This window comes from Pseudoxanthomonas sp. PXM03 (assembly GCF_014852005.1).
GTDB lineage: Bacteria > Pseudomonadota > Gammaproteobacteria > Xanthomonadales > Xanthomonadaceae > Pseudoxanthomonas_A.
Genome location: NZ_JACVAU010000004.1, coordinates 89,945 through 112,598, shown reverse-complemented (window position 1 = coordinate 112,598; position 22,654 = coordinate 89,945). Strand labels below are relative to the sequence as shown.

Below are 22,654 nucleotides of genomic sequence, written 5' to 3'. Positions count from 1 at the left end.
GCACTCAGCGCGCGTCGTGATCGCCCTGTTCCGGGCCGCGGCCGGGACGCCCCAGCGACTGCAGCACGTCATCCGCCACCGTGCGCAGGTGCAGGTCCTGCTGCGGGAAGGGGATCTCGATACCCGCCGCTTCCAGCGCGGCGTGCAGGCGCGTCATCAACTCGCTGCGGAGGGTCGACCAGGTGTCGAAGTCGTGCGTCCATGCCCGTATCGCGAAGTCCAGCGAACTGGCACCGAACCCGGTGAACAGCACGGCGGGTGCGGGATCGTCCGCGATGCCCTGCGTTGCGCGCGTGGTTTCCTGCAACAGCTGCATCACCCGCGTGACATCCGTTCCATAGGCGACGCCCAGGTCGATGTCGATGCGTCGGGTGGGGTCGTTCAATGTCCAGTTGGTCAGCTTGTCGGACAACAGCATGCCGTTGGGAACCACCACGTCGGCGCCATCGAAGGTGCGCACCGTGGTCGCGCGCATGCCGATGTTGCGCACGCGGCCCGCCGTGCCGCTGATGTCCACCACATCGCCCGGCTGCACCGGGCGCTCGAACATGAGGATCAGGCCGGAGACGAAGTTCTTCACCACGTCCTGCAGGCCCAATCCGATGCCCACGCCGAGCGCGCCGAACAGGAACGCCAGCTGGCCCAGCTTGAAACCGGCCGCCGAGAGCGCTGCCAGCAGGCCGAGCAACAGCAACGCGTAGTAGCTCAGCGAAGCCACGCTGTTGTCCACGCCGCGTGGCAACGACATGCGCGGCAGCACTTCTTCCCGCAGCAGGGCGCGCAGCGTCCTCGCGGTCCAGACCGCCAGCACCACGCCGATGCAGAACACCAGGATGTGGCCGAGGCTGATCGACAGCTCGCCGTACTCGAACCGGTGCGTCACGATCGTCTTCGCCAGGTCGTATACCGGCCGGAAGATGCGGAAACGGTTCATCGTGTAGATGATCCAGCCGATCACCGCCGCCACGCGCGCCCACCGTGCCAGCGATTCCAGCACGTTGCCGCCATGCCGGCGCATCAGCCACAGCCGCCTGACCTCGCGGCGCGTGCCCAGCCGGCGCAGCAATGTCTCGAACACCGTGACCGCCGCGTACAGCACCAGGGCGAAGTAGCCGCTCTCGATGATGCCCGAGGCCAGCATTTCCGCCAGCGACACATTGCCCAGCACGTTGGCCCCGATCGAGACGACCAGCACCACCACGCCAACCCAGGCCAGCGCATGCACCAGCCGACCCGCCCGTCCCGCCACCTCCGCGAACTGCTGCCTGCGGGAGCGCCACAGCAGCCACCCCGTCGCCAGCAGCGCCAATGCCGCCAGCCCCAGGTAGTACATGCGGTAGAGATAGTCGCTGGCCATCAGCAGTACGGACAGCCGCTGCAACAGATAGAACCCGGTGGCCAGGTACGGCCACGGGCCGAGCAGGCGCCGTCCCTGCTGCGGCATCAGGCGCAGCACCGGCACCAGGGCGACGAGCATGGCGATCTGGTGCAGGAACAGCGGGGCGTTCGGCTCCAGCAGCAGCGTGCCGATCATCGAGAGCAGCAGCCAGGTGGAGAATGGCCGGCGGATCACGCGCGATTCGGCATCGGTCGCCAGGACCGACGTCGGGTCCACGCCATCGCGCCGATGGCGCCAAGCCACCCACAGCAGCACGACCAGCAGCAGCACCTGCAGGATGTGCAGCAGCCGCTGGTTGCCCACGTCCGCCGCCGCGTACTGGGCGACGAAGCTGTTTTCCGACTGGATGTCGCGGCTGAGCTTGTCCGTCACGTCCTGGCGCAGCGTCGTGGTGCCTTGCACGCGCCACAGCGGCGGCGCATCGAGCCGCAACAGCCGACGGTCCGCATACGCGATGGCTTCTTCGACCGACCGCTGGCCGGACTGGATGCGCGCAGCCAGCAGGTTGGCGCGACGACCCAATCCGATCTGCTCGGCGAGTGGCGATGAAAGCGACTGCTCGGCCTGCTGCAGGCGGTCGGCGACCGCGTCCACGCGCATGCGCAGCGCCTCCGGCGTGCTCCCGGGCGCCATCGCCTCGCGCGTGAGGTCCCAGTCCGCGCGCCGCAGCGCAAGCTCCGCGGCGTCCTGCGCATAAGGCCCCACCAGCGCCTGCATGTCGGCACGCCAGCGCGCGTATTGCCGCGCATCGAACTTCCAGTGCCGCTCCATGCTTTCCAGTCGCAGCACCGGCAGCGTGCGCAACTCGCCATAACGGAACAGGCGGGTCTTCTGGTCCACGGACTGCTCGATCGCGGCCAGCCGCGGCACCAGCCGGCCCAGCGGATCCACGTTGGCTGCGCGCAGCGTCACTTCTTCTGCGTAACGTTCGTCCGCATCGGCGCGCCCCGGAATGTCGGCCAGTGCGATGGCCTCCGGCGCCTTGGGCTTGGCGGGGGACAGCAGGGTGGTCGCATCCTGCGCAGCCGCGAACGCCGGCAGCAGGCAACACAGGCAACACAGGCAAGCCAGCAACAGGCGCATCACGGGCATGATCGCTCCAGGCAACATGGCGCTCGCTTCAAGGTGGAGCCGGCCCCGATGGCCGGCGACGACGACCGCAGTCTAACCCGCGCGCCGTCGTGGCCATGGTCGACGATGGCTCAGAACGCGTCGCTGCCCGGGCGGATCTCGACTCCCATCACTGCGGCCAGTTGCTGCATGCCTTCGTCGTCGCGGCGCAGTGCCATCCAGCCCGCGTACGCATCCCCGCCGGTGTTCCAGTTCCACAAGGTGTAGCCGTGCTCGCGCAGGCGGTCGTGGGCGGTGGCCATGAGCGCGGGCACGTCGGTATCGTCCAGGAAGTCCTCGTCGCTGGTGTCGCCGCCCCAGTCGATCTCGATGGCGTAACGCGCGGCGAGCTGGTTGATGCAGTCGATGAAGGACTCCGCATCCTTCCAGTCCACGTAGAAACCGGAGGTCCAGTCGATGGCGTCCTTCAGCGTCCACAACACCTGGTCGGGTTCGACGCCTTCGTCGCCACCTGCTTCGCGGTAGGCCGCGAACTGCCGCAATGCGGTTTCCTCGTCGCCGGGGTTGATCAGGACCAGCAGGTTCCACACCAGTGCTTCGGTGTCGTCCAGGTCCATGTCGTCCTCGTCATCGAAGGCATGGCGGAAGTTGTCGTCGGGGTCGAATTCGTGGTCGGGCGATGACATCGGCGTCGCGTGAGGGAGGTGGGTGCACAGCATGCCGCGCCGGCCGCGTCCGGGGAAGCCGTGCCGCACCGTGCAGGACATTAAGACCGCGTGATGCATCCAGTCGGGTGAGCGCGTCGTAAGGAACTGCGTGTCCGCAGCGCAGGACACCTCTTCCCACTCCTGGAGCACACCATGAAGTACACCTTCCTGTCCGTCGTCCTGACGGCCACCCTCGCCGCCACGGCCTGTTCGCCAAAGACCGCCGATGCCGAAGCAGGTGCCGCGCCGATGCCGGTACCCGAAGCCGCTGCGGACGTGACGGCCGATATGGCCGCGCCCGCTGCCGAACAGAACGATGTGGTGGATCTCGCCATCGGTTCGCCCGACCACACCACGCTGGTGAGCGCGGTGCGGGCGGCGGGCCTGGTCGATACGCTGAAGAGCGCGGGACCGTTCACGGTCTTCGCCCCCGTCAATGCCGCCTTCGACGCGCTGCCCGCAGGCACCGTCGACACCCTGCTGAAGCCCGAAAGCAAGGGCGACCTCACCACCGTGCTGACCTACCACGTGGTGGCCGGCAATGTGGATGCCGCCGCGCTGACGCAGCAGATCGAAGCGGGCGGCGGCACCGCCACGCTGAAGACCGTGCAGGGCGGCGAACTGAAGGCGCAGTTGGCCGACGGCGGCGTCACCCTCACCGATGCGAAGGGCAACACGGCCAAGGTCACGACCGCCGATCTGAAGGCCACCAACGGCGTGATCCACGTGGTCGACAAGGTGCTGATGCCGTAATTCCTCGACGGCGGCACCGCCGGGCGCGGCCGTGGTGGGCCGCCCCGGCGTTTTTGTCACCGGCACGGCCAGGGTCTATCGTGGCGGGGCCGGTCCGCACGCCGGCCTGCCGGGGAGGCCGCGCCATGTTCAACCCCCGTCCCGTGGTGCAGCGGTTGGCGATCGGCCACGGCCATGCCTGCGTGGTCATCGACGATGCATTGCTCGCACCGGACCGCCTGCCCGCCTACGCGGAGGCCTACCGCGAGGATTTCCAGCCGGCACCGGCATCGGTGTTTCCTGGTGCGCAGCTGCGCATGCCGGAAGAATTCATCCACCTGCTGCACGACGTGTTCCGCGAGCACGCGCGCCGCGCGCTCGGCGCACGCCGCGTGCTGTTCAGCGCGGGCCGGCTGTCATTGCTGACGTCGCCGCCGGCCACGCTTTCCCCCGCGCACTGGATCCCCCGGCGCGTGCGTACGTTCGAGGCGGACCAGTGCGCCGCCATGGCCGAACTGTTCCTGTTCCAGGATCCCGGGCTCGGTGGTCTGCAGTTCTTCCTGCCACGCATCTCGCCGCAGCAGGTGGAACAGATGGAACACGATGCCGATGCGTTGCCGCCGGAGGAATTCTCGCAGCGTTACGTCCTGCCGGCCGGCTATCCGGACGGGTCGAATGCGTGGTTCACCCATGTGCTCACCGTGCCGGCGAAATGGAACCGGCTGGTCTTCCATGACGGCGCCGCCTTCCATGCCCCGGCCGTCCCCCATCCCGGGCAGCTGCGCGCCGACCCGCGATCCGGAAGGCTGACCCTGCAGGCCACGCTCATCTGCAGCCGCAACCGCGTGGCCTGGTAGCCGCCGCGCTTCGGTTATCCTTCCGCCTCCCATCCGCACGACGCATTCCCATGTCCGACACGCCTCCCGACCACCTGGCCTCCGACCCGCGCAGCCCGTTCTACAACGCCGAGGCGATGGATCGCGGCGTCGGCATCCGCTTCAATGGCGTGGAGCGCGACAACGTGGAGGAGTACTGCATCAGCGAAGGCTGGGTGCGTGTCCCCGTGGGCAAGTCGAAGGACCGCCGCGGCAATCCGATGACGATGAAGGTCAAGGGCACGGTGGAGGCATGGTTCCGTTCGCCCGCCGGCGAATGAACGTGGCGACGCCGCCGCGCTCGGCTTGAACGTCGCCAGTCGGCGCACCATGGCACAATCCCGGCTTGCATGGCACGCCGGGAGGGCGCATGAAGTTCCTGTTGATGGTCTACACGGATGACCAGTTGCTCGATGCGCTGCCCGCCGGCGCGTTCGACCAGATGATGCATGGCTGCATCACCCACGCCGACGAGCTGAAGGCGCAGGGCACGCTGGTGGAATCGCAACAGCTGGAACACGGGAGCACCGCGCGCACGGTGCGGGTGCGCGATGGCAAGACCAGCATCGTCGATGGCCCCTTCGCCGAGACGAAGGAGATCCTGGGCGGCTACAACCTCATCGAGGCCGACAGCATCGATGAAGCGGTGAAGATCGCGCAGGAATTCCCGTGGGTCGGCACCGGCAGCATCGAGGTGCGGCCGGTGCGCGACTTCGACGCGGTACGCCGACGCGTGGGCGCCTGACCCGCGCCTACTTCGCCTTCGCGCCGCCCAGGTGGCGCGAAAGGAAGTCCAGCAGCCTCGTGTAGTAGGTCCGCTGGTTGGCTTCGGCGTAGAAGCCGTGGCCTTCGGTACGCACGTACAGGGTTTCCACCGGCACCCCTGCGGCCTTGAGCGCTTTCTCCATGCGCTCGCTGTGGGCCTGCGGCGCGATTTCGTCCTTGCCGCCCGCCGCCAGGAAGACCGGCACCCGGATCCGCGATGCCAGCGCGGTGGGTGAGACGTCCACCAGGCGCGCACGATCGTCACCCACCCAGTCGTCCATGTAGGTGCCCATCCAGCGCGCGCTGCGCGACTTCTGCTTGTGCATCAGCTCCAGGTCGTAGACGCCGACGTAGCCGGCGGCGCAGCGGTAGAGGTCCGGCTCCTTCGCCACGCCCATCAGGGCCGCGTAACCGCCATAGCTGGCGCCGTACAGGCAGATGCGCTGCGGGTCGGCGATCTTCTGTTCGATCGCCCACCGCGTGGCGTCGGTGACGTCGTCCTGCATGGTTCGCCCCCACTGCCGCGCGCCGGCCTGCTGGAACGCGCTGCCGTAGTTGCCGGAACCGCGATAGTTCAGTCGCAGCACCGCATAGCCCGCACGCGCCAGCATCTCCGCCTCGTCGTTGAACTCCCAGCCGTCGAAGACGCCGAACGGACCGCCATGCGGCATCACCACCAGCGGCAACGGAGCGGCGTGTTGCCCGCGCGGCCGGGTGAGGTAGCCATGCAGGGGGAGTCCGTCACGCGCCCGCAGCGTTACCAGTTCACTCGGCGCCACGTTCGTGGGGTCCAGCCAGCTGCGCCGGCTGAAGACCAGGTCCGCCGAGTTGTTCGTCGTATCGAAAAGGAAGAAGTCGCCCGGACTGGTATCGCTCCATGCATGGACGATCTTCAGCCGGCCATCGCGCGTGCCCGAGGTGATCTCGATCGATGCGCCGGGGAGCGAGCGCTCCAGCTTGCGGTACAGGCGCGCGGTGGTGGATGTCTCATCGAAGAACGCGGTGCGCAGCTTCTCGTGCATGAAAAAACTGCCGACCGGCGTGCGGCCATCGTCTGCATAGATGATGTCGTGCGGATCGACCACCGCGTCGCGCATCACCTGGGTGCGTCCACCGTTGGTGGTGTCCAGCGCCATGATGGCGTCAGGCCCTTGCGCCTGTTGCACCTGCAGGTAAGCGGTGCGCCCGTCGGTGGAGAGACCGAGCGGCCACTCCACGTGCCCGCTCTTGCCCTCATCGTTCACCAGCGTCCACGGCGAATCATCGTCCGCCCGATGGTAGAGCTTGCTGATGTTGTCGTCGCCGGACCCGATCGCGAACCGCACACGGCGGGCGGGATCGACGACGAAGCGCGCGTTCCTCACCGGCGCGGTCGCCACCGTGTCGAGGTCGCCAGTGAAGACATCGAGCATCTCCACCCGCGTGCTCGGGGACGAGGTGTCCAGCGCGTACATGCCCACCAGCACCTTGCGCGACTGATCCGGCAAGGTGTCGATCAGATAGGCGGCCCGCGGCTGCAGCTCCGTGCCCTCCAGCCCGTAGCGGGCGAAGATCTGGCGCCGCGCGCTGCCATCGGCGTTGGTCGCGTACAGCTCGCCGGTCGCATACGGCTGGTCTCGCGAGCCGTACTTCTTCGCCACCGAAACGACGACGCGCTCGTCGCTGACCCACCACACGCCATTGATCACGCTGTCACGGCCGGCACTGACCTTGGAGGTGACCTGCTTGTCGCTGCGCCGGATGACGGCCAGGATGGTCTGGTCCTCCAGCGGCACCGTCATCGCGTAGTACTCGCCCGTCGGCGAGATCTTCAGGGTTTCCAGCACGTCCTTTTTCAGGAACGGCTCGAGCTCGACCTGCGCATGCACCAACGGCGCCAGCAGACACCCCAGCAGGATGCCCGCACTGCGTATTCCCCACTTCATGGACGCCTCCCGTGGCATCACGTGTCCCCGCGCGGATTAAAGCGCAGCGGCACGGTGAGGGACAAGCGCACGCGGTCACGGCATGCGGACCTCAACGCGCCAGCGCTGGCTCCTGCGGCCGCTCGATCGCGGGCGCCTGCACGAGGAAGGCGGCCTCCAGCCGCTGCTGCCCGGCCTGCAGCCAGGCCTGCCCGGCCGCCCCTTGAAGTCCGTCGCGCGAGATGCGTTCGATCGCCGCGCCATCCCCGCGCTTCGCCGCGTCGAGCAACGGTCCGACCATGTCGCCTGCACGGGCAGGCACTGCGGCGTCCGAACGGGTCTGCGGCACCGGGCCGATCTCGACTGGCCGCCAAGCCAGTTCGCGTGCCAGCGCTTCGCTGCGTGGCTGCGCATCCAGGCAGTCGATCCTGCACAGGGCTCCGGGCGCGAGTTCCTCCTCCATGCCGCGCGCGCCCGCCTTGTCGTAGATCGAGGCGCGATAGAAGAACTGGTGCTCTTCGGAGCGATGGATGACGTTGCGCGCCGGATCGGTCGGCTCCTCGCGCTTCTCCAGATAGGGCGTGTCGCTGAGTGCGTTGAGGTAATCGATCATCAGGTTGCCGCTGCGGATGCCGATGCCGTCCTGGGAATAGCCGCCGCCGATGTCGCTGTGCGCACCTGCCACGGTGACGTTGAGGAAGCGTCCGCCATCGGTCACCCCGGGATCCATCACACGCGTGGACTGGAACAAATTGCGCCGCTCGTCGTCGGCCGTGATCTGGAAGCCCGACACCACGGACGGCGGCAGGCGGCGATCATGGTCGCGCGGCTCACCCGTGCCGACCGGATCGAACAGGCCGACGGCCTGGATGACGGTGCCGGGTTCGCGCAGATTGGGGCGTGTGGGCTCGAGCCTTTCGATGTGACCGTTACGGTCGCGCACGACGTCCATGCCCCTCGGATCCTGGATGCCCCGCTCCTCCACCAGGCGCGTGAAGCCCGCCGCCTGCTCGGCACCACGGCTGAATCCGATGGCGGCGATGCGGATGTCGGCACCGGGATTGTCCCGCAGCCAAGCCGAGGCCTGCTGGATGAACTGGAAGTACATTTCCTCCATGCGGGCTTCGTAAGTGCCGCCGGTGGCCTGGTCGATGACACCGCCCAGTCCGCCCTGCGTACCCGGGCCTTCGACGTATCCGAAGCCGATCGCCGGATCCTTTGCCTGCTCAAGCTGTTTCGCGATGCGGGCCACGTTGGTGTGGTTCTCCGGCGCATCCTTGTACATGCTGTTGCCGGTGCCGTCGAAGGCAGCGACGAACAGCCGATGGTCCGGCGCATCGCCGTCGCGGAGCAACGGCGCCGAGAAGCTCGCGAGTTGCCTGCTGGCGTCCGGGAAGGTCGCCAGATCCGATGCCGTCGCCGGTACCGTGCTTACACCGTCAGGATGCCGTTCGCCGCCCATGCTCCACTCCTTGGAGGTGTGTCAGTAGGTTTTCGTCCAGGCCAGGATCAGATCGTCGCGGAAGCCGCTGTACTTGTTGCCCGGTACCTGCAATGTCTTCGTTGGCACGAAGGCGCGCATGTAGACATTGATGGTGCGATCGTTCACTTCAAGGATGATGTCCGGATCACTCAGATCTCCATAGATCTCGTCGCGCGGCACGTTGTGCAGCACGACGCGGTCCTTGAAGATCTCGCCGATATCGACTTCGGCTTCATGCGGCACGCCATCCTTGGAGCGCCATTGCACTTTCGCCGGCGCCGGAAAATTGCGCCGGGCAATGTGCCCCGCACTGAGAAGCTTCTCGTGACTTGCGCGATAGGACGAAACGGGAGGACTTACCTCGTCGTCGTGGTCAACGCCATGGACGAAACCGCTGTATACGATCTTGCAGCCGATGGTGTCGAAACAGTGCGCGCCGAAGTTGTGCTGGAAGAACTTCAACGGCCACTCCGACGCAGCCGTGTCGCCAGCCCTCTTTTCCTCCAAACCCGATTCCTGCGTCATCGCCATGCCCTGGCATCCTGCGGTTGAGACGATCATCGCCGATACCAGCGCCAGCGATCGCGCATGGCCCGAAGAACGTCCGTGGAGTGTCGGCCTCCTGCCCTGCATTCGTGCACCTCTCGCGTCATGCGTCGGCTCTTCTGTACTTCAGATGTGTTGCATGCGCAAGCTTTCACATTCAAAACCGCGCACCTCACCGGCTACATTCATATACATCAATCCCCAGGCATCTTGCCTTCGTCCATGTGCACCACTTCCCACAGGTGGCCGTCGAGGTCCTGGAAGCTGCGCTGGTACATGAAGCCGTAATCCTTGGCTTCCATCGGTTCGCTGCCACCAGCGGCGAGCGCCTTGTCCACCATGCTGTCGACAGCGGCGCGGCTTTCGGCGGAGAGACAGAGGATCATTTCGGTATGCGTGCGCGAGTCGCAGATCGCCTTGCGCGTGAAGCCCTGAAAGAAAGGCTCGACCAGCAGCATGACGTAGATGCTGTCACTGATGACGACGCAGGCGGCGTTCTCGTCGGTGAACTGCGGGTTGCTTGCGTAGCCCAGCGCACGGAAGAACGCCTTTGAGGCGTCCAGGTCGCGGACGGGCAGGTTGACGAAGATCTGGTGCCTCATGGCGATGACCTCAAGGTTGGTTCTGCGACGAGATCTCTGCGGCGAGTCGCGCTTCCTGCTCGCGCAGTTCCGGCGTCAGTGCGTCGCCGAAATCATCGGCCTCGAACACCGGGCGCACCTCGATCTCCGTGCCGCCGTCGAACGGTGCGCGCTTGATCCACTCGATCGCCTCGTCGAGGCTGCGCACCTGCCAGAGCCAGAAGCCGGCGACCAGCTCCTTCGTTTCACCGAAGGGCCCATCGATGACACTGCGCTGCCTGCCCTCGAAGCGCACCCGCGCGCCACGCGAGGACGGATGCAGTCCTTCACCCGCCAGCATGATGCCGGCCTTCACCAGCGCTTCGTTGAACCTGCCCATCTCGGCCAGCAGTTCGGTGCCGGGCATTTCGCCGGCTTCGGACTCGGGGCTGGCCTTCACGATGACCATGACTTTCATTGAGGATCTCCTGTCACGCGGTCGGGACCTTCCGCCGCTTTCAGGGAGACGACGAACGGGCGTGGCGCGGATCGACATGATCCTGCGCGACGGGCCTCGACGCGCCGAGGCCCGTCCTACTGGAGACGCAGCTTCAGGTCGCGGCGGCCCTGCGCCTCGTTGCCGCTGTAATCGCGCGCGGTGATGCGCAGCAGGTAGTCGCCCGGCGGCAGTTCGCCCGCCTGCCACGTGCCTTCGCCCCACGCGCCGTCGCGCACGGTGTTGGTCACGCTGTACTTGAACCGTGTCACGGCGCTGCCATGCACGGTGATGCCGCTACCGGGCGCGTAGGCGACCTGCACCGCGTCATCGGATGGCAGGCGCTGGAAGTCCAGCGTCATGCGCGGCGCCTCGAAGCCGGCGACGGGCGTGCCGTCGTCATGCAGCACCTGATAGCCCAGCGCATACAGGCCGAGACGGCGCCGCGGCAGGTTGCGATCCACCTGGTCCCACGCGTCCACCACGATACGCACGCCCTGCAATTCGCGCGGTACCAGCACGCGATCTTCCTGGCGCTGGTCGATGGGCTGGTCGAGCGTATCGAACAGCGCGACATCGTCGATGCGCGGCGGATAGGCATCGATGAAACCGGTGAACCCGAGTGCGATGGCGTTGCGTTCGTAGCCCGATGGCCCGATCGACAGGTGCACGTGTGCCATGCGGTTGATCGTTCCCAGTGCATCGCCCGCCTCGAAGCGCGTGCCGCGACGCACCCGGATGCGACTGGGATCGCCGCTGAAATCCCGCAGCAGTTGGAAGCGGGCCGGATCCAGCAGGTCGCCGCGCGGTGTGCGGCCGACGCGCATGTGGATGTAGTCCAGCGGGCCCACGCCGAGTCCTTCGCCAAGGCCATCGAAACCCCAGGCCGCGGCCGGACTGCTGACCTTGCCGTCGGCGATGGCCAGCACGTTGGCACCCACGTCGCCGCGAATGTCGAGTCCGCCGTGCAGATGGTGGCGACTCTCGCCTTCGTAGTCGCCCCGGACTTCGCCCAGCGTACCCACCACTTCGTGCCAGGCGTCCTGTGGCTGCAAGGGCCAGCGGCCCGCAGTATCCGGCAATGGATCGTCCGTCGAAGGCCCCACCGTCGCCGCCATCGGGACGGCGCCCGGTGCGAGTGGCGTGATGCGGTGCACGCGATGGCTTCCCGCATCGGTGAAGTGCACATCGCCGGAAGCATCGACGGCCAGGCCGGCGGTGCGCGACAGGCGCTGGTCCGGCATATGTCCCGCCAACGCATGCCAGCGACCGTCGCGCATCACCTGCATGACGCGACCGCTGTACATCTCGCCGACGTACAACTGGCCATCGTGCGTCAACGCGAGGCTCAAGGGCCGACGCGGGCCTGCCAGTACCGGCAGGTCCTGCTGCATCGGCAACGTGCTGACACCACCCTGCGGCGCGATCCGGCGGATGGCATTGTTGCGGAGATCGGCGACCCAGGCCACGCCGGTCGCATCGACCGCGATGCCGGTCGGCGTGTCGAACCGCGCCTCCGTTCCCGAACCATCGAGGAATCCGGGATGTTCTCCGCCCGCCAGCGTGGTGACGTCGCCTTCGCGGGAGATCAGCCGGATGCGGTCGTTGTAGGTGTCGGCCACATAGATGCGACCGCTGCCGTCCACCGCCACGCCGATGGGGCCATTGAACTGCGCCTGCCTCGCAGGCCCATCGCGGTACCCTGCCTCGCCCGTGCCCGCGACCGTAGTCACCACGCCCTGCGGCGTGATCCTGCGGATGGCGTGGTTGCCGGTATCCGCCACATAGAGATTGCCGTCACCGTCACGCGCCAACGCCGACGGTGTATGGAAGGCGGCGGCCGGACCGGTGCCGTCGGCGAACCCCTCGCGCCCGCCCGCCAGCGTGGTGACCGTGCCGTCGGCCGCAATACGGCGGATGCGGTTGTTGTCGCCCGCATCGGCGACATAACGGGTGCCGTCCTCCATCACCACGATGCCCCAGGGGTCGTCGAAGCGGGCCTGCAACCCCACGCCTTCCCGCAGGCCGCGCACGCCATCGCCCGCCGTCAGCGACAGCTGTCCCGGCCAGCCGAAAGGGGTGGCCGGCGGGCCGGCGTCAGGCACGGGAACCGGGAAACGCGGTGTGAACAGGAACGTGGCGGCGAGGGCGGCGGTGGTAAGCACGACCACCACCCATAGCCAGGCAGTACGACTCATTGCATCAGGACGCCGGAGAACGACGCCGCATGATGGGGATTCGACGCCCGCTTGGGAAGCGCGTCGCGCGGATCTACAGGCCCGTCGCCGTCACCTGGCAAGGCACGACGAACGTGACGAGTCCTCCGGAAGGGAGGGTGGGCACGACCACGCCACCGCTTACCAGGCCGGGTAGCGCTGCTGCGCCCGGACACGCAGCGCCACCGTTGGCACTGCAGGTGATGGGAGTGCCCGCCACCGCGCAGCCGAGACCGTCGCCGGGCGCATCACTCACCAGCGCACCGTCCGCAGCGTTGGGGCCTGCGTTCGATACCGTCAGCGTGAAGTTGCGCACCTCGCCACTGAGGGAAGGGCCGGCCGCGGTCGATTTCACCACCGACAGGTCGGCCACGCGCCCGGTGTTGGTGACCGTGCAGACGATGGCCTGGCCCGCATGCGCGCTGGTCAGTGTCAGCGTGTTGCCGCTGAGGTTGCCACCGCTGCAACTCCAGGTGCTGGCGGTGTAGGTGCGCGCATTGCCCGCACCCGGCGTCTCCGCCAAGGTGATGACATTGCCCGGCACCACCTGCACGGCGGTTCCGGTGTCGGTCTCCGACGCATTGTCGGCGGTGGACGAGAGCGTGGCGTTGTTGGCACCGCCGGTCGCCGACAGCACGGCCGTATCGTTGATTGCCGCGTTGACCCACTTCTTGGCCACGGCCAGCGTGGCCGTGGCGCTGTTGGTCAGCGTACAGGTGATGGTCTGGTTGGCGCGGTAGTTCGCGACGGGAACAGTGAGCTGCCGGGTGGCCGTATCGACGGTGGAGGCCACTGCGGTGCCGCTCTGGTCCGTGCACGCACCGGCCGTGAGTACGTAGCCGGCGGGGACGCTGGATTCGGTCAGCGTGATCGCAGCCGCGTGATTGGTAACGGGATAGGCCACCGATGCCACCGGCGAATTCTGCACCGTCGTGGTCAGGTTGAAGGCTTGCGACACCGCATTGCTGGCGGTGATGCCGAAGGTGCCGGTGCCACCCGCGGACTGCTTGCGCACGATCACGCTGGAACCTTCGAAGCTCCAGCGCAGTTCCAGCTGGTCGCCTCCGGTCGGCCCCTGCAACCCCGCGTTCAAGGTCAGGCTGGTGATGCCGGTGCCGTTGAAGCGGACCGAGCCGCAGGCCGTGCCACGGGCGACCGATCCCGTGTTGCCCGTCCGGCATTCCGCATCGGCTTCGCCAGAGAAGCCGTTACTGGTGTCGCGCACGATGGTGTTGCCGTTCACCAGGAACTGCGGATTGCCGCTGAGCCGCGTCAGCGAGACGGTCCCGCCCTGGGAGACCGAGTTGCTCAAGGTCCAGCGCGAACTGTTGGGGTCCGAGCCGATGGCGCCGCCCAGACGATCGATGTGCAGCACCGGGTTGTCCACCGGTTTGCTGAAGGTGACCGTGTAGTTGCGGCTGCTCACTTCGTGCAGCAACGTCAGCGAGGCACCGCTGGTGACCGTGCCGCCGTAGGGATTGGTCCAGCGGCTGTCGTTGGTCGCGTTGAAGCTGCCGTTGGAGTACGCGCTGTCGGCCGCGCCAGTCCACGTCACGGTGATGCCGTTGACCGTGGTGGTGGCCGAGGCGGACCCGTTGGTGGTCCAGGTGCCGGTGATCAGCGCCAGCGCCGAACCCGCCGCCAAGAGGCCCGCGAGCAGCAGGCCAGCCTGCCCGGCGCGACGCCGCCAGCGGCGGGTATTCGGGGTGACCAGGGCGATGGTGGAAGACGACGGACGTGCAGAAAATGCGCCACACGGGCGCAGGCCATCAATAGCGTGGTACGACATCGACGAACGGATCCCCTGACGCTTCTGTGAAAGAGGCGCTCCGCAGGTCCATCCGACACGGACCCTGTTACTTGCCCCCTGTGGCAAGCCGACCCAAGACGCCGTCCAGGCAAGGAGGGGTCGACCGCAAATGTGATCTGTATCTTAACTTACAGAGTTCACATTTGCGACATGAGTCACATTGCGGCCCTCGTTCCAACGACGGGCAGAGGGCCACTCGCGACCGCGACCGCCGCGCGGCGAGATCCCGCCTGGAGGCGTCAGCCGGTTTCCTTCAACTTGAATGGCGAATCCAGCACAACGGGGCGTTGAGGATCTTTGCTTTCACCCACGGCCGCCTGACACTCGACGGATTGCCTGGCGGCGTCGCGCTGCTCTTCTCTGAGCTGCTTGATGGATACATTGGGGAGCGAGAACGCGACGGGATATACCACTCGAGTGGCGATCGGCTTGCCGTCCACTTCCTCTGGCAAGTAGCGCATCGACGTCACCCAGTCACGCAACGCCTGCTCGAACGGCTTGAGTGAACCCGACACCGTTTCCACCGATGCGATCTTTGCCCGACCATCCTCTCCGATCTGCGCCACCACCCTGAAGCTGCCCTCTTGGTTGTAGCGAGCGGCACTGGGCGGAAAACGGGGAGGCGACAGCAACGGTGCGCCACTGGCATAACCGGGGCCATGGTGCCGGTAGTTCATCGCCACGCTCATGCCATCGCCCGGAAGCGGGGCCAAGCAAGCATCGAGGAACACATGCGTGACACCCGCCATAGCCACACCGTTGACCCGCGCCGGCTCGAACCGCCACTGCATGACCTGCTGCTCGACCACGCTGCGTATGGCGGGCGGCAGCTTCTCGTTCACCTGCACCTGCCGCGGCACACCATATGCGTCCAGCTCGACGCGCGCATTGGCATGGAACCGAACAGGCTCTGCCTCTTTACTCGCCGCCGTGGCCCCCATAGCGACGGCCAGAAGTCCCGCTCCCAACATCATGCGCATGGCTCCCCCTCCCTGATCGACCACTCCGAGCATACCGCCATCCGCCCTCAGCGCGCGGGCAGCGCGTCTTCCTTGTAGATGGCCACGTGCGGCACGCCGTCGGCACCGATCCAGCCGCGGTACATGCCTTCGGTATTGAAGGGGAAGGCCATGCTGCCGTCCGCGCCGAGGGCGATGGCGCCGCCGTCGCCGCCGGCCTTCGGGATGTCGCGGTTGATCACGCCGTCCGCCGCGCGTGCGATGCCCTGTCCGGCCAGGCGCACGCGCGCGCAGATCTCGTGGGCGGCGGCGGCGCGGATGTAGTACTCGCCCCAGCCGGTGCCGGAGACCGCGCAACGGTCGTCGGCCCAGGTGCCCGCACCGATGATGGGCGAATCGCCCACGCGGCCGTAGCGCTTGTTGGTCATGCCGCCAGTCGATGTGCCTGCGGCCAGCTGCCCCTTCGCATCGAGCGCCAATGCGCCGACCGTGCCGAAGTAAGCCTTGCCCGGCAGGTCCAGCGGCGCGTTGGCCGCCTGCGCCTGCGCTTCTTCCTTGAGTGCCTTCTGCAACTGCTGCCAGCGCTTTTCGGTGCGGAAGTACGACGGGTCGACGAGCGGGATGCCCTGCTCCTTCGCGAAGGCTTCCGCGCCGCCGCCGACCATCATCACGTGGCGCGACTTGTCCATCACTGCGCGTGCCAGCGTGATCGGATTCTTGACCCGGTGCACCCCGGCCACCGCGCCCGCCTTGCCGGTAGCACCGTCCATGATCGAGGAATCCAGTTCGTTCTTGCCATCGTGGGTGAATACCGCACCACGGCCCGCGTTGAACTGCGGTGCATCCTCCAGCACGGTGATCGCGGCGGTCACCGCGTCCAGCGCCGGCTTGCCTGCGGTGAGTTGTGCATGGCCCGCGCGCAGCGCCGCTTCCAGTGCCTTGCGTGCGGCATCCTCGTCGGCCGGCGTCATGCCCGCGCGTTCGACACCGGCACCGCCATGGATCACCAGCACCGGCGACTCCAGCGCCACCAGCACGCCGTTGCGCACGGCGTACTGGCGTTCGGCGGCGGGCTTCTCGACGCGCCCACTCGGCAGGTGCAGCACGGAGTCGACGCCGGCGATGACGGTGTCGACACGATCGAGGTTCATCGCCTCGTCTTCGACCTGCTTCTGCGCGAAGCCGCCCTTCACCACCGTGGCACCCGCACCGGGCGCGGTGGCGTATACGCGCGCACGGCCATCGCCTTCCACGGCGACCGCAGCGTCTTCATCCACGCCCAGGCCGATGAGCGGACGCTGCGCCATCGCTTCGGCCTTGGCGACGAACGCGACCAGGCGGCCGAGACGGTTGCGTTCACTGAAGTGCGTGTCGGTGATGACACCCTTCAGCAACGCCAGATGCAGGAAATCCGTTTCGATGGTGTTGTCCGGGCCGAGCGGGTCGGCCAGCGCGCGCGGGCTGATCTGGCTGCCGCCATCCATCGCGCCATAGAGGTATTCGCCCTGCATGGCGAGTCCGGCGCTGGTGCCGCCCAACGGCTTGCCGGCGCGCACGTGCGCGTCCAGCGCATCGCCCACCGGGGTGCCACGCCAGTAGCGCACGTAGCGCGACTGGTCGCCGCCCGCCAGGAAGATGCCGTCGGCGCGCTTCAGGCTGCGCAGCATGGCGGGATCCGTCGCCGCGTCCCGATCGCTGAAGACGAACGTTTCCACCGACGCGATGCCGCCCACTTCGTTGAAGAATTCCTCGCCGATCTCACCGGCCTGCGATGCGCGCAGCACCACGATGTGCCCGTTGCCCGCCTTCTGCATGAACCAGCGCATCGCATCGAAGTTGCGGTCGCCGCCGCCCATCAGCAGCAGGCCCGGCTGCACTTTCCCCGGGGTCTTTGCACCGGTGTCGCCCAGTACGTAATGCGCCGGCTTGCCCGCCAGCGCAGGCAACGACAATGCCAGCGCGAGCATGCACACCACGCCACGCCGCACTGCACCAAGGACAGACACCATGCCGCTACTCCCGCGTCGAAGGTGGCGGCAGGATGCCACGCACCGATGCCAAGGAGAGACGAACCGGCGCGCACTTCCCCCCATCCGGATGGACCGCGCGTACGGTGTGCGTGATCGGCTAGAGTGCGGCCATGCCCACCGAATTAGACGACTGGTTCGTTCGCGAGGTGCTCGTCCACGAACGGGCACTGGTGCTGTTCCTGCAACGCGCATGGCCACATCGCGACGAGTGGCATGACCTGCGGCAGGAGGCCTACGCGCGCGTCTACGAGGCGGCGGCCCGCGCACGGCCGGACGCGCCGAAGGCCTTCCTGTTCGCCACCGCCCGCCACCTGATGACCGACCGCCTGCGCCGCAGCCGGGTGGTGTCGATCGAGTCGGTGGGTGATTTCGAGTCCTCGAACGTCTACCTGATCGACGAGGTGTCGCCCGAGCGGTGGACCGGGACCCGACAGGCGCTCAAGCGCATGGTCGAGGCCCTGGACCGGCTTCCCGACCGTTGCCGCGAGGTGGTGTGGCTGCGGCGGGTGGAGGAACTGCCGCAGAAGGACGTCGCCCGGCAATTGGGCATCAGCGAGAAGACCGTGGAAAAACATCTGGCCAAAGGGATGCGCCTGCTCGCCGACCACCTGTACGGCGGCGATGCCGTGCGTGGGCCGGTCGCGCGGACGGCTGCCCGGCCCGTCATGGACGAGGACGACGGACATGACCGACAGCAGTCGGATTGAAGAGGCCGCAGCCGACTGGCTGGTCCGTCGCGATGGCGATGACTGGAGCGCGCAGGACCAGCGTGCGCTGGACGCATGGCTGGCCGCATCGGCGCAGCACAAGGTGGCATGGCTGAGGCTGGAATCGGCGTGGCGCGAAGCCGGTCGCCTGCAGGCGCTGGCGGCGGGTCTTCCCGCGGGCTCGCCACCGCCGCGCATCGAGTCCGGTGCGCGCGTGCCGGAAGGATCACCCGACCGGATCCCCGACCTGCGCGACGTCGCCTTCGCGCCACGCTACCGGGACGACCGGGCGCGGCGCAGCGGATGGCGGCACGGCATGGCGGCGACGCTGGCCGTCCTGGCGCTGGGCTCCGCCGCCTGGGGTGGCTGGCAGATGACCGGCCGCGAGCAGGGCACCTATGCCAGTACTGTCGGCCAGATACAGACCGTGACGCTGCCCGACGGCTCCACCGCCACCCTGAGCAGCGACAGCCGGCTGGAACTGCGCATCAGCCGCAGCGAACGGCACGTCTCCCTGGTGCAGGGCGAAGCCTTCTTCGACGTGGCCCGTGATACACGGCGCCCGTTCGTGGTGGAAACGGAGGGCCGCCGTGTGGCTGCGGTGGGCACGCGCTTCTCCGTGCGACGCGATACCGAGGCCGTGCGCGTGGTGGTGACGGAAGGCAAGGTGCGGCTGGAAAGCCGGGCCGGCCGCGATGGCCGCGCGCAGCCGGTGGCCCTGCTGCCGGCCGGCAGCGTAGCGACCGCCGGCCGCAACGGCGTGCTGGTGCGCTCGCTGCCGGTGGCCGATGCGGAGCGCTACCTGGAATGGCGCGAGGGCTTCCTGACCTTCGACGACACGTCGCTGGCGGAGGCTGCCGCCGAGTTCAACCGCTTCAACACCCGCAAGCTGGAACTGGCCGACGCCACCGTCGCCGAGCTGCGCGTGGGCGGCAACTTCCGCTGGTCCAACGCCGAGGGCTTCGCGCATATCCTGGAACAGGGATTCCCGGTGCGCGCCGAACGGCATCCGGACCGCATCGTGCTGCACACACGCTAGGGCCGCGCACGCCACGACGAAGGTCATGGGGGGATTTGCGCGGCTCGTTCGTCCTGATAGCGAGAGGTGCCATTCCGAGCACCACGGGGAGAGTCGTCGATGCAGTATCCAGTGCGAGTCCTGCTGTTGAGCATGGCCTGTAGCGCGGCACTCGCCGCGCAGGCCCAGGCGGCCCCGGGCCGCATCGACCTGCCTGCGGGCGAACTGACGGCAGCGCTCAACACGCTGGCCAAGCAGTCCGGCACGCAGCTGGTCTATCGCGCCGATCAGCTGAAGGGCCGGCGCACCACCGGGGTGCAGGGCGCCACGTCGACCGACCAGGCGCTGGATCGCCTGCTGCAGGGCAGTGGCTTCCAGGCCAAGCGCGACGCTTCCGGCGCGGTGTTGATCGTGCAGGCCGACGCCACTCCGCGCCGCGCACCGCCCCCGCGTCCTGCACCGCAGGAAACACCTCCCGGTGGAGGCGCCGCGCAGGTCGAAGAGCCCGTGACCCAGCTGGAAACCCTGCAGGTCACCGGCTCGCGCATCCCGCGTGCACAGATCGAGGGGCCTGCACCGATCACCGTGGTGACGGCGGAGCAGATCCAGGCGGCGGGTTTCACCTCTGTCCCGGACGTCCTGCGTTCGCTCAGCCAGAACAGCGGCAGCGTGCAGGGCCAGCAGAACACCACCAGCGCACAGTCGACCCCGGGCGCGCAGGCCGTCGATCTGCGTGGCCTCGGCCCCAACCACACCCTGGTGCTGATCAACGGCCGCCGCATCGCCGACTTCCCGCTGCCGCTCAACGGCCGCAGCAACTTCACCGATATCGGCAACATCCCGCTGGGCATGATCGACCGCATCGAAGTGCTCACCGGCAGCGCGTCGGCGGTGTATGGCTCGGATGCCATGGCCGGCGTGATCAATTTCATCCTGAAGAAGTCCACCGACGGCACCATCATCGACTATCGCTACGGCGATACCGAACGCGGCGGCGGCGAATCCCACAAGCTCACGCTGACCACCGGCTTCGAGCGTGATGCGTTCAGCGGCATCGTCGGCCTGGAGCTGCTCGACAAGCGACCGCTATGGGGCTTCGAACGCCGCAACCAGGACTCCACACTGGATGCGCCGACCTCGCGCCGCCAGCTGCCCCGCCTCACCGCCCAGCTCTACGACTGGGACGACGACGCCAACATCGCGCCGGCCGATAACTGCGCCGCGATGGCGGGCCTGAACGATGGCACCACCGTGCTGGCCGAGGACCGGTTCGGCGAGCCGTATTGCGGCAGCGAGCGCGCGATCGCGTACCGCACGATCCAGAACGAGCGCAAAGGCTTCACGGCCTACGGTTCGTTCGAGTACCGCTTCTCCGACACCCTGTCCTGGTTCGCCGATGTCCAACTGGGGCGCCAGGAGGTCAAGCTGCTGACCGGCACCAACGGCAACGACGTGGTCAGCGACGTCATGGGCTGGCAATTCCATGACCCGAACTCGACCGACAACAACGACAAGATGTTCTACAACGCCGCTACCGGTCACTACGAGATCTGGTCGCGGCAGTTCACGCCCGAGGAAATCGGCGGCCTCGGCAACCGCATGAACACCACCACCCAGAAGACGTTCGCGGTGACGACAGGCCTGCAGGGCAGCTTCGGCGACGCCTGGAACTGGGAAGCGGCCTACAACCATTCGCAGTACAAGGCCGACGTGGGCATGCCCCGCATCCGCGCCGCCGCCGCCAACCGCCTGTTCCTGGGCGAGCAGCAAGGCTACGACGCGGACGGCTATGCGATCTTCAGCCCGGACCCGACGCGCCTGTTCACGCCGCTGACGCCTGCCGAGTTCGCTTCCATCGGCGCGATGTCGACGTTCCGCCCCAAGGCCGACAACGACAACCTCAGCTTCACCGTGGACACACCCGCACTGTTCACGATGCCGGCGGGCGATGTCGGTTTCGCCGGCGCCATCGAATACGGCCAGCAGTCGTACGAGATCAATCCCGACCCGCTCGCGCTGACCGCCGATGCCTACTTCGGCCCGCGCTACGGCGATGGCGAGGGCGACCGCGACCGCTGGAGCGTGGCGGCGGAGTTCCGCCTGCCGCTGCTGTCCTCACTGCAGGCCAGCCTGGCGGGCCGCTACGACCGCTACGAGTACGGCAACAAGAATCCGGGCAAGTTCACCTACAGCGCAGGCCTGGAATGGCGTCCGCTCGACACGCTGCTGGTGCGCGGCTCGTATGGCACCGGCTTCCGTGCGCCCGACATGCACTACCTGTTCGCCGGCGACGACTACTACCGCACCGTGTCGACCGACTACTACCAGTGCCGGACCGACGAACCGGGCTTCAGCGACGACGAGTGTTACGACGACGGCACCTGGGACATCAACACGTTCGACGTCTACACCGGCAACATGGACCTGGACGTGGAGACCAGCAAGTCGTTCTCGGCCGGCTTCGTGTGGTCGCCGTTCGCCGACTTCGACCTGGCGGTGGACTACTACAGGATCAAGGTGTCGAACCAGGTGCAGAGCCAGAGCCGCGAGCAACTGCGCATGGACGAAGCCAACTGCCGCCTCGGCACCACCGATACCGGGGCGCCGGTGGACATCACCTCGCCGACCTGCGTCGATGCCCTAGCCCGCGTGATGCGCGATGCGGACGGATTCATCACCAGCGTGCATTTCAGCCCCATCAACATCGCCAACGAAGAAACCTCGGGCGTCGACGTCACCGCCAACTACCGCCTGCAGACCGCCAACGCCGGCGACTTCCGCTTCACCGGCACCTACACGTGGACCGACGAGCACACGCGCCAGCAGTATCCGGGCGACCCCGAGGAGGACATGCTGGATGTCAGCTTCAGCGCCACCACGCTACCGCGCACCAAGGGCAACCTGGGCGTGAGCTGGGAGCGCGATGCGGTAGGCGCCAGCATCTTCGGCAACTACCTGGGCCGCGTCGCGAACTACGCCAACGATGCCTGGACGGGCTCCACCTGGCGCTTCAATGCCGGTGCGCGCTATGACATCAACGACCATCTGCGCGTGTCGCTGACCGTCAACAACCTGCTCGACAAGATGCCGCCCAAGGACGCGACGTGGGCGAACTATCCGTACTACGATACCTCCTGGTTCGATTCGGTGGGCCGCAGTTACTTCCTGCAGGTCACCTGGAAGCTGGGCGGCGAGCCGCTGTAAGGCATTGCGCCACGGACAGGAACGAGGCCCGCCGAAAGGCGGGCCTTTGTTTATCTGATGGAACGCCATCGCGACCCGGCGCGCCCGTGGTGACGGGTTCCGTCATCCCAGCGAACGCTGGGATCCATTGCGCCGTTGCCACCTGGTCAACCCGAGGTGTTCCCGCAGCGGC

At 67.4% G+C, this 22,654-nt stretch carries 18 protein-coding genes and 1 pseudogene; 7 read left to right on the top strand and 12 right to left on the bottom strand.

Features of this window, described 5'->3' with window-relative positions; all coding sequences use genetic code 11:
- Nucleotides 1–4 precede the first annotated feature (4 nt).
- Together IB223_RS16745 and IB223_RS16740 are read right to left on the bottom strand one after the other, a co-directional pair.
- On the bottom strand, nucleotides 5–2,491 hold the full coding sequence (locus IB223_RS16745) for a mechanosensitive ion channel domain-containing protein (RefSeq protein WP_192202891.1): 2,487 nt from the start codon (nucleotides 2,489–2,491) through the stop codon (nucleotides 5–7).
- Nucleotides 2,492–2,601: 110 nt separating this feature from the next.
- Nucleotides 2,602–3,156: a hypothetical protein gene (locus IB223_RS16740; protein ID WP_192202890.1), complete on the bottom strand. Its 555-nt coding sequence runs from the start codon at nucleotides 3,154–3,156 to the stop codon at nucleotides 2,602–2,604.
- Nucleotides 3,157–3,330: 174 nt separating this feature from the next.
- On the opposite strand from IB223_RS16740, the gene IB223_RS16735 reads away from it, so the two are divergent.
- The 4 genes from IB223_RS16735 (at nucleotide 3,331) to IB223_RS16720 (ending at nucleotide 5,529) form a co-directional block, all read left to right on the top strand.
- Nucleotides 3,331–3,930: a fasciclin domain-containing protein gene (locus IB223_RS16735; protein ID WP_192202889.1), complete on the top strand. Its 600-nt coding sequence runs from the start codon at nucleotides 3,331–3,333 to the stop codon at nucleotides 3,928–3,930.
- 125 nt (nucleotides 3,931–4,055) lie between these two features.
- Entirely contained in the window at nucleotides 4,056–4,766 is a 711-nt protein-coding gene (locus IB223_RS16730) for a DUF6445 family protein (RefSeq protein WP_192202888.1), read from the top strand.
- A 50-nt stretch (nucleotides 4,767–4,816) separates the two neighbouring features.
- Complete coding sequence (locus tag IB223_RS16725) at nucleotides 4,817–5,065, top strand: DUF3297 family protein (RefSeq protein ID WP_142125999.1); 249 nt, start codon at nucleotides 4,817–4,819, stop codon at nucleotides 5,063–5,065.
- Nucleotides 5,066–5,154: 89 nt separating this feature from the next.
- Nucleotides 5,155–5,529 (top strand): YciI family protein, encoded by a 375-nt coding sequence (locus IB223_RS16720; RefSeq protein WP_192202887.1) that lies wholly within the window; start codon nucleotides 5,155–5,157, stop codon nucleotides 5,527–5,529.
- 7 nt (nucleotides 5,530–5,536) lie between these two features.
- Here the strand turns inward: IB223_RS16720 and IB223_RS16715 are convergent, their stop codons facing one another.
- The 10 genes and pseudogenes from IB223_RS16715 to IB223_RS19050 all read right to left on the bottom strand — a co-directional run.
- Nucleotides 5,537–7,474: a S9 family peptidase gene (locus IB223_RS16715; protein WP_192202886.1), complete on the bottom strand. Its 1,938-nt coding sequence runs from the start codon at nucleotides 7,472–7,474 to the stop codon at nucleotides 5,537–5,539.
- 91 nt (nucleotides 7,475–7,565) lie between these two features.
- The gene (locus IB223_RS16710; RefSeq protein ID WP_192202885.1) at nucleotides 7,566–8,915 is read right to left on the bottom strand and encodes a DUF2235 domain-containing protein; all 1,350 of its coding nucleotides are present in this window, start codon (nucleotides 8,913–8,915) and stop codon (nucleotides 7,566–7,568) included.
- A gap of 21 nt (nucleotides 8,916–8,936) precedes the next feature.
- Entirely contained in the window at nucleotides 8,937–9,467 is a 531-nt protein-coding gene (locus IB223_RS16705; protein ID WP_225591167.1) for a hypothetical protein, read from the bottom strand.
- Nucleotides 9,468–9,676: 209 nt separating this feature from the next.
- Nucleotides 9,677–10,084 carry a VOC family protein gene (locus IB223_RS16700; RefSeq protein WP_192202884.1) on the bottom strand — a complete coding sequence of 136 codons (408 nt, stop codon included), beginning with the start codon at nucleotides 10,082–10,084 and terminating at the stop codon, nucleotides 9,677–9,679.
- Nucleotides 10,085–10,094: 10 nt separating this feature from the next.
- The gene (locus tag IB223_RS16695; protein WP_192202883.1) at nucleotides 10,095–10,520 is read right to left on the bottom strand and encodes a YciI family protein; all 426 of its coding nucleotides are present in this window, start codon (nucleotides 10,518–10,520) and stop codon (nucleotides 10,095–10,097) included.
- Nucleotides 10,521–10,636: 116 nt separating this feature from the next.
- Nucleotides 10,637–12,736 carry a gluconolaconase gene (locus IB223_RS16690; RefSeq protein ID WP_192202882.1) on the bottom strand — a complete coding sequence of 700 codons (2,100 nt, stop codon included), beginning with the start codon at nucleotides 12,734–12,736 and terminating at the stop codon, nucleotides 10,637–10,639.
- A gap of 73 nt (nucleotides 12,737–12,809) precedes the next feature.
- Nucleotides 12,810–14,543, bottom strand: a complete 1,734-nt coding sequence (locus tag IB223_RS16685) for a DUF11 domain-containing protein (RefSeq protein WP_192202881.1) — start codon at nucleotides 14,541–14,543, stop codon at nucleotides 12,810–12,812.
- 260 nt (nucleotides 14,544–14,803) lie between these two features.
- Nucleotides 14,804–15,544, bottom strand: coding sequence for a TonB family protein (locus IB223_RS16680; RefSeq protein WP_192202880.1), 741 nt, complete (start codon nucleotides 15,542–15,544; stop codon nucleotides 14,804–14,806).
- A 47-nt stretch (nucleotides 15,545–15,591) separates the two neighbouring features.
- The gene (locus IB223_RS19055) at nucleotides 15,592–16,572 is read right to left on the bottom strand and encodes an isoaspartyl peptidase/L-asparaginase (RefSeq protein WP_343227223.1); all 981 of its coding nucleotides are present in this window, start codon (nucleotides 16,570–16,572) and stop codon (nucleotides 15,592–15,594) included.
- Nucleotides 16,573–16,773: 201 nt separating this feature from the next.
- Nucleotides 16,774–17,190: pseudogene (locus tag IB223_RS19050) on the bottom strand (cyanophycinase); the annotation flags it as partial.
- 473 nt (nucleotides 17,191–17,663) lie between these two features.
- Here IB223_RS19050 and IB223_RS16670 point away from each other — a divergent pair.
- The 3 genes from IB223_RS16670 (at nucleotide 17,664) to IB223_RS16660 (ending at nucleotide 22,482) form a co-directional block, all read left to right on the top strand.
- Nucleotides 17,664–18,260: a sigma-70 family RNA polymerase sigma factor gene (locus IB223_RS16670; protein ID WP_192202879.1), complete on the top strand. Its 597-nt coding sequence runs from the start codon at nucleotides 17,664–17,666 to the stop codon at nucleotides 18,258–18,260.
- Nucleotides 18,238–19,299, top strand: a complete 1,062-nt coding sequence (locus tag IB223_RS16665; RefSeq protein ID WP_192202878.1) for a FecR domain-containing protein — start codon at nucleotides 18,238–18,240, stop codon at nucleotides 19,297–19,299. Before IB223_RS16670 ends, IB223_RS16665 begins: the two co-directional genes overlap by 23 nt.
- Nucleotides 19,300–19,431: 132 nt before the next feature.
- On the top strand, nucleotides 19,432–22,482 hold the full coding sequence (locus tag IB223_RS16660; RefSeq protein WP_225591180.1) for a TonB-dependent receptor: 3,051 nt from the start codon (nucleotides 19,432–19,434) through the stop codon (nucleotides 22,480–22,482).
- Nucleotides 22,483–22,654: the final 172 nt, after the last annotated feature.

Coding starts and splice junctions, on each gene's coding strand:
- IB223_RS16700 (WP_192202884.1), bottom strand. CDS start 10,084: ATGAGGCACCAGATCTTCGTCAACCTGCCCGTCCGCGACCTGGACGCC.
- IB223_RS16680 (WP_192202880.1), bottom strand. CDS start 15,544: ATGCGCATGATGTTGGGAGCGGGACTTCTGGCCGTCGCTATGGGGGCC.
- IB223_RS16705 (WP_225591167.1), bottom strand. CDS start 9,467: ATGGCGATGACGCAGGAATCGGGTTTGGAGGAAAAGAGGGCTGGCGAC.
- IB223_RS16685 (WP_192202881.1), bottom strand. CDS start 14,543: ATGTCGTACCACGCTATTGATGGCCTGCGCCCGTGTGGCGCATTTTCT.
- IB223_RS16720 (WP_192202887.1), top strand. CDS start 5,155: ATGAAGTTCCTGTTGATGGTCTACACGGATGACCAGTTGCTCGATGCG.
- IB223_RS16735 (WP_192202889.1), top strand. CDS start 3,331: ATGAAGTACACCTTCCTGTCCGTCGTCCTGACGGCCACCCTCGCCGCC.
- IB223_RS16725 (WP_142125999.1), top strand. CDS start 4,817: ATGTCCGACACGCCTCCCGACCACCTGGCCTCCGACCCGCGCAGCCCG.
- IB223_RS16745 (WP_192202891.1), bottom strand. CDS start 2,491: ATGCCCGTGATGCGCCTGTTGCTGGCTTGCCTGTGTTGCCTGTGTTGC.
- IB223_RS16695 (WP_192202883.1), bottom strand. CDS start 10,520: ATGAAAGTCATGGTCATCGTGAAGGCCAGCCCCGAGTCCGAAGCCGGC.
- IB223_RS16730 (WP_192202888.1), top strand. CDS start 4,056: ATGTTCAACCCCCGTCCCGTGGTGCAGCGGTTGGCGATCGGCCACGGC.
- IB223_RS16660 (WP_225591180.1), top strand. CDS start 19,432: ATGGCCTGTAGCGCGGCACTCGCCGCGCAGGCCCAGGCGGCCCCGGGC.
- IB223_RS16690 (WP_192202882.1), bottom strand. CDS start 12,736: ATGAGTCGTACTGCCTGGCTATGGGTGGTGGTCGTGCTTACCACCGCC.
- IB223_RS16740 (WP_192202890.1), bottom strand. CDS start 3,156: ATGTCATCGCCCGACCACGAATTCGACCCCGACGACAACTTCCGCCAT.
- IB223_RS16715 (WP_192202886.1), bottom strand. CDS start 7,474: ATGAAGTGGGGAATACGCAGTGCGGGCATCCTGCTGGGGTGTCTGCTG.
- IB223_RS16665 (WP_192202878.1), top strand. CDS start 18,238: ATGACCGACAGCAGTCGGATTGAAGAGGCCGCAGCCGACTGGCTGGTC.
- IB223_RS16710 (WP_192202885.1), bottom strand. CDS start 8,915: ATGGGCGGCGAACGGCATCCTGACGGTGTAAGCACGGTACCGGCGACG.
- IB223_RS16670 (WP_192202879.1), top strand. CDS start 17,664: ATGCCCACCGAATTAGACGACTGGTTCGTTCGCGAGGTGCTCGTCCAC.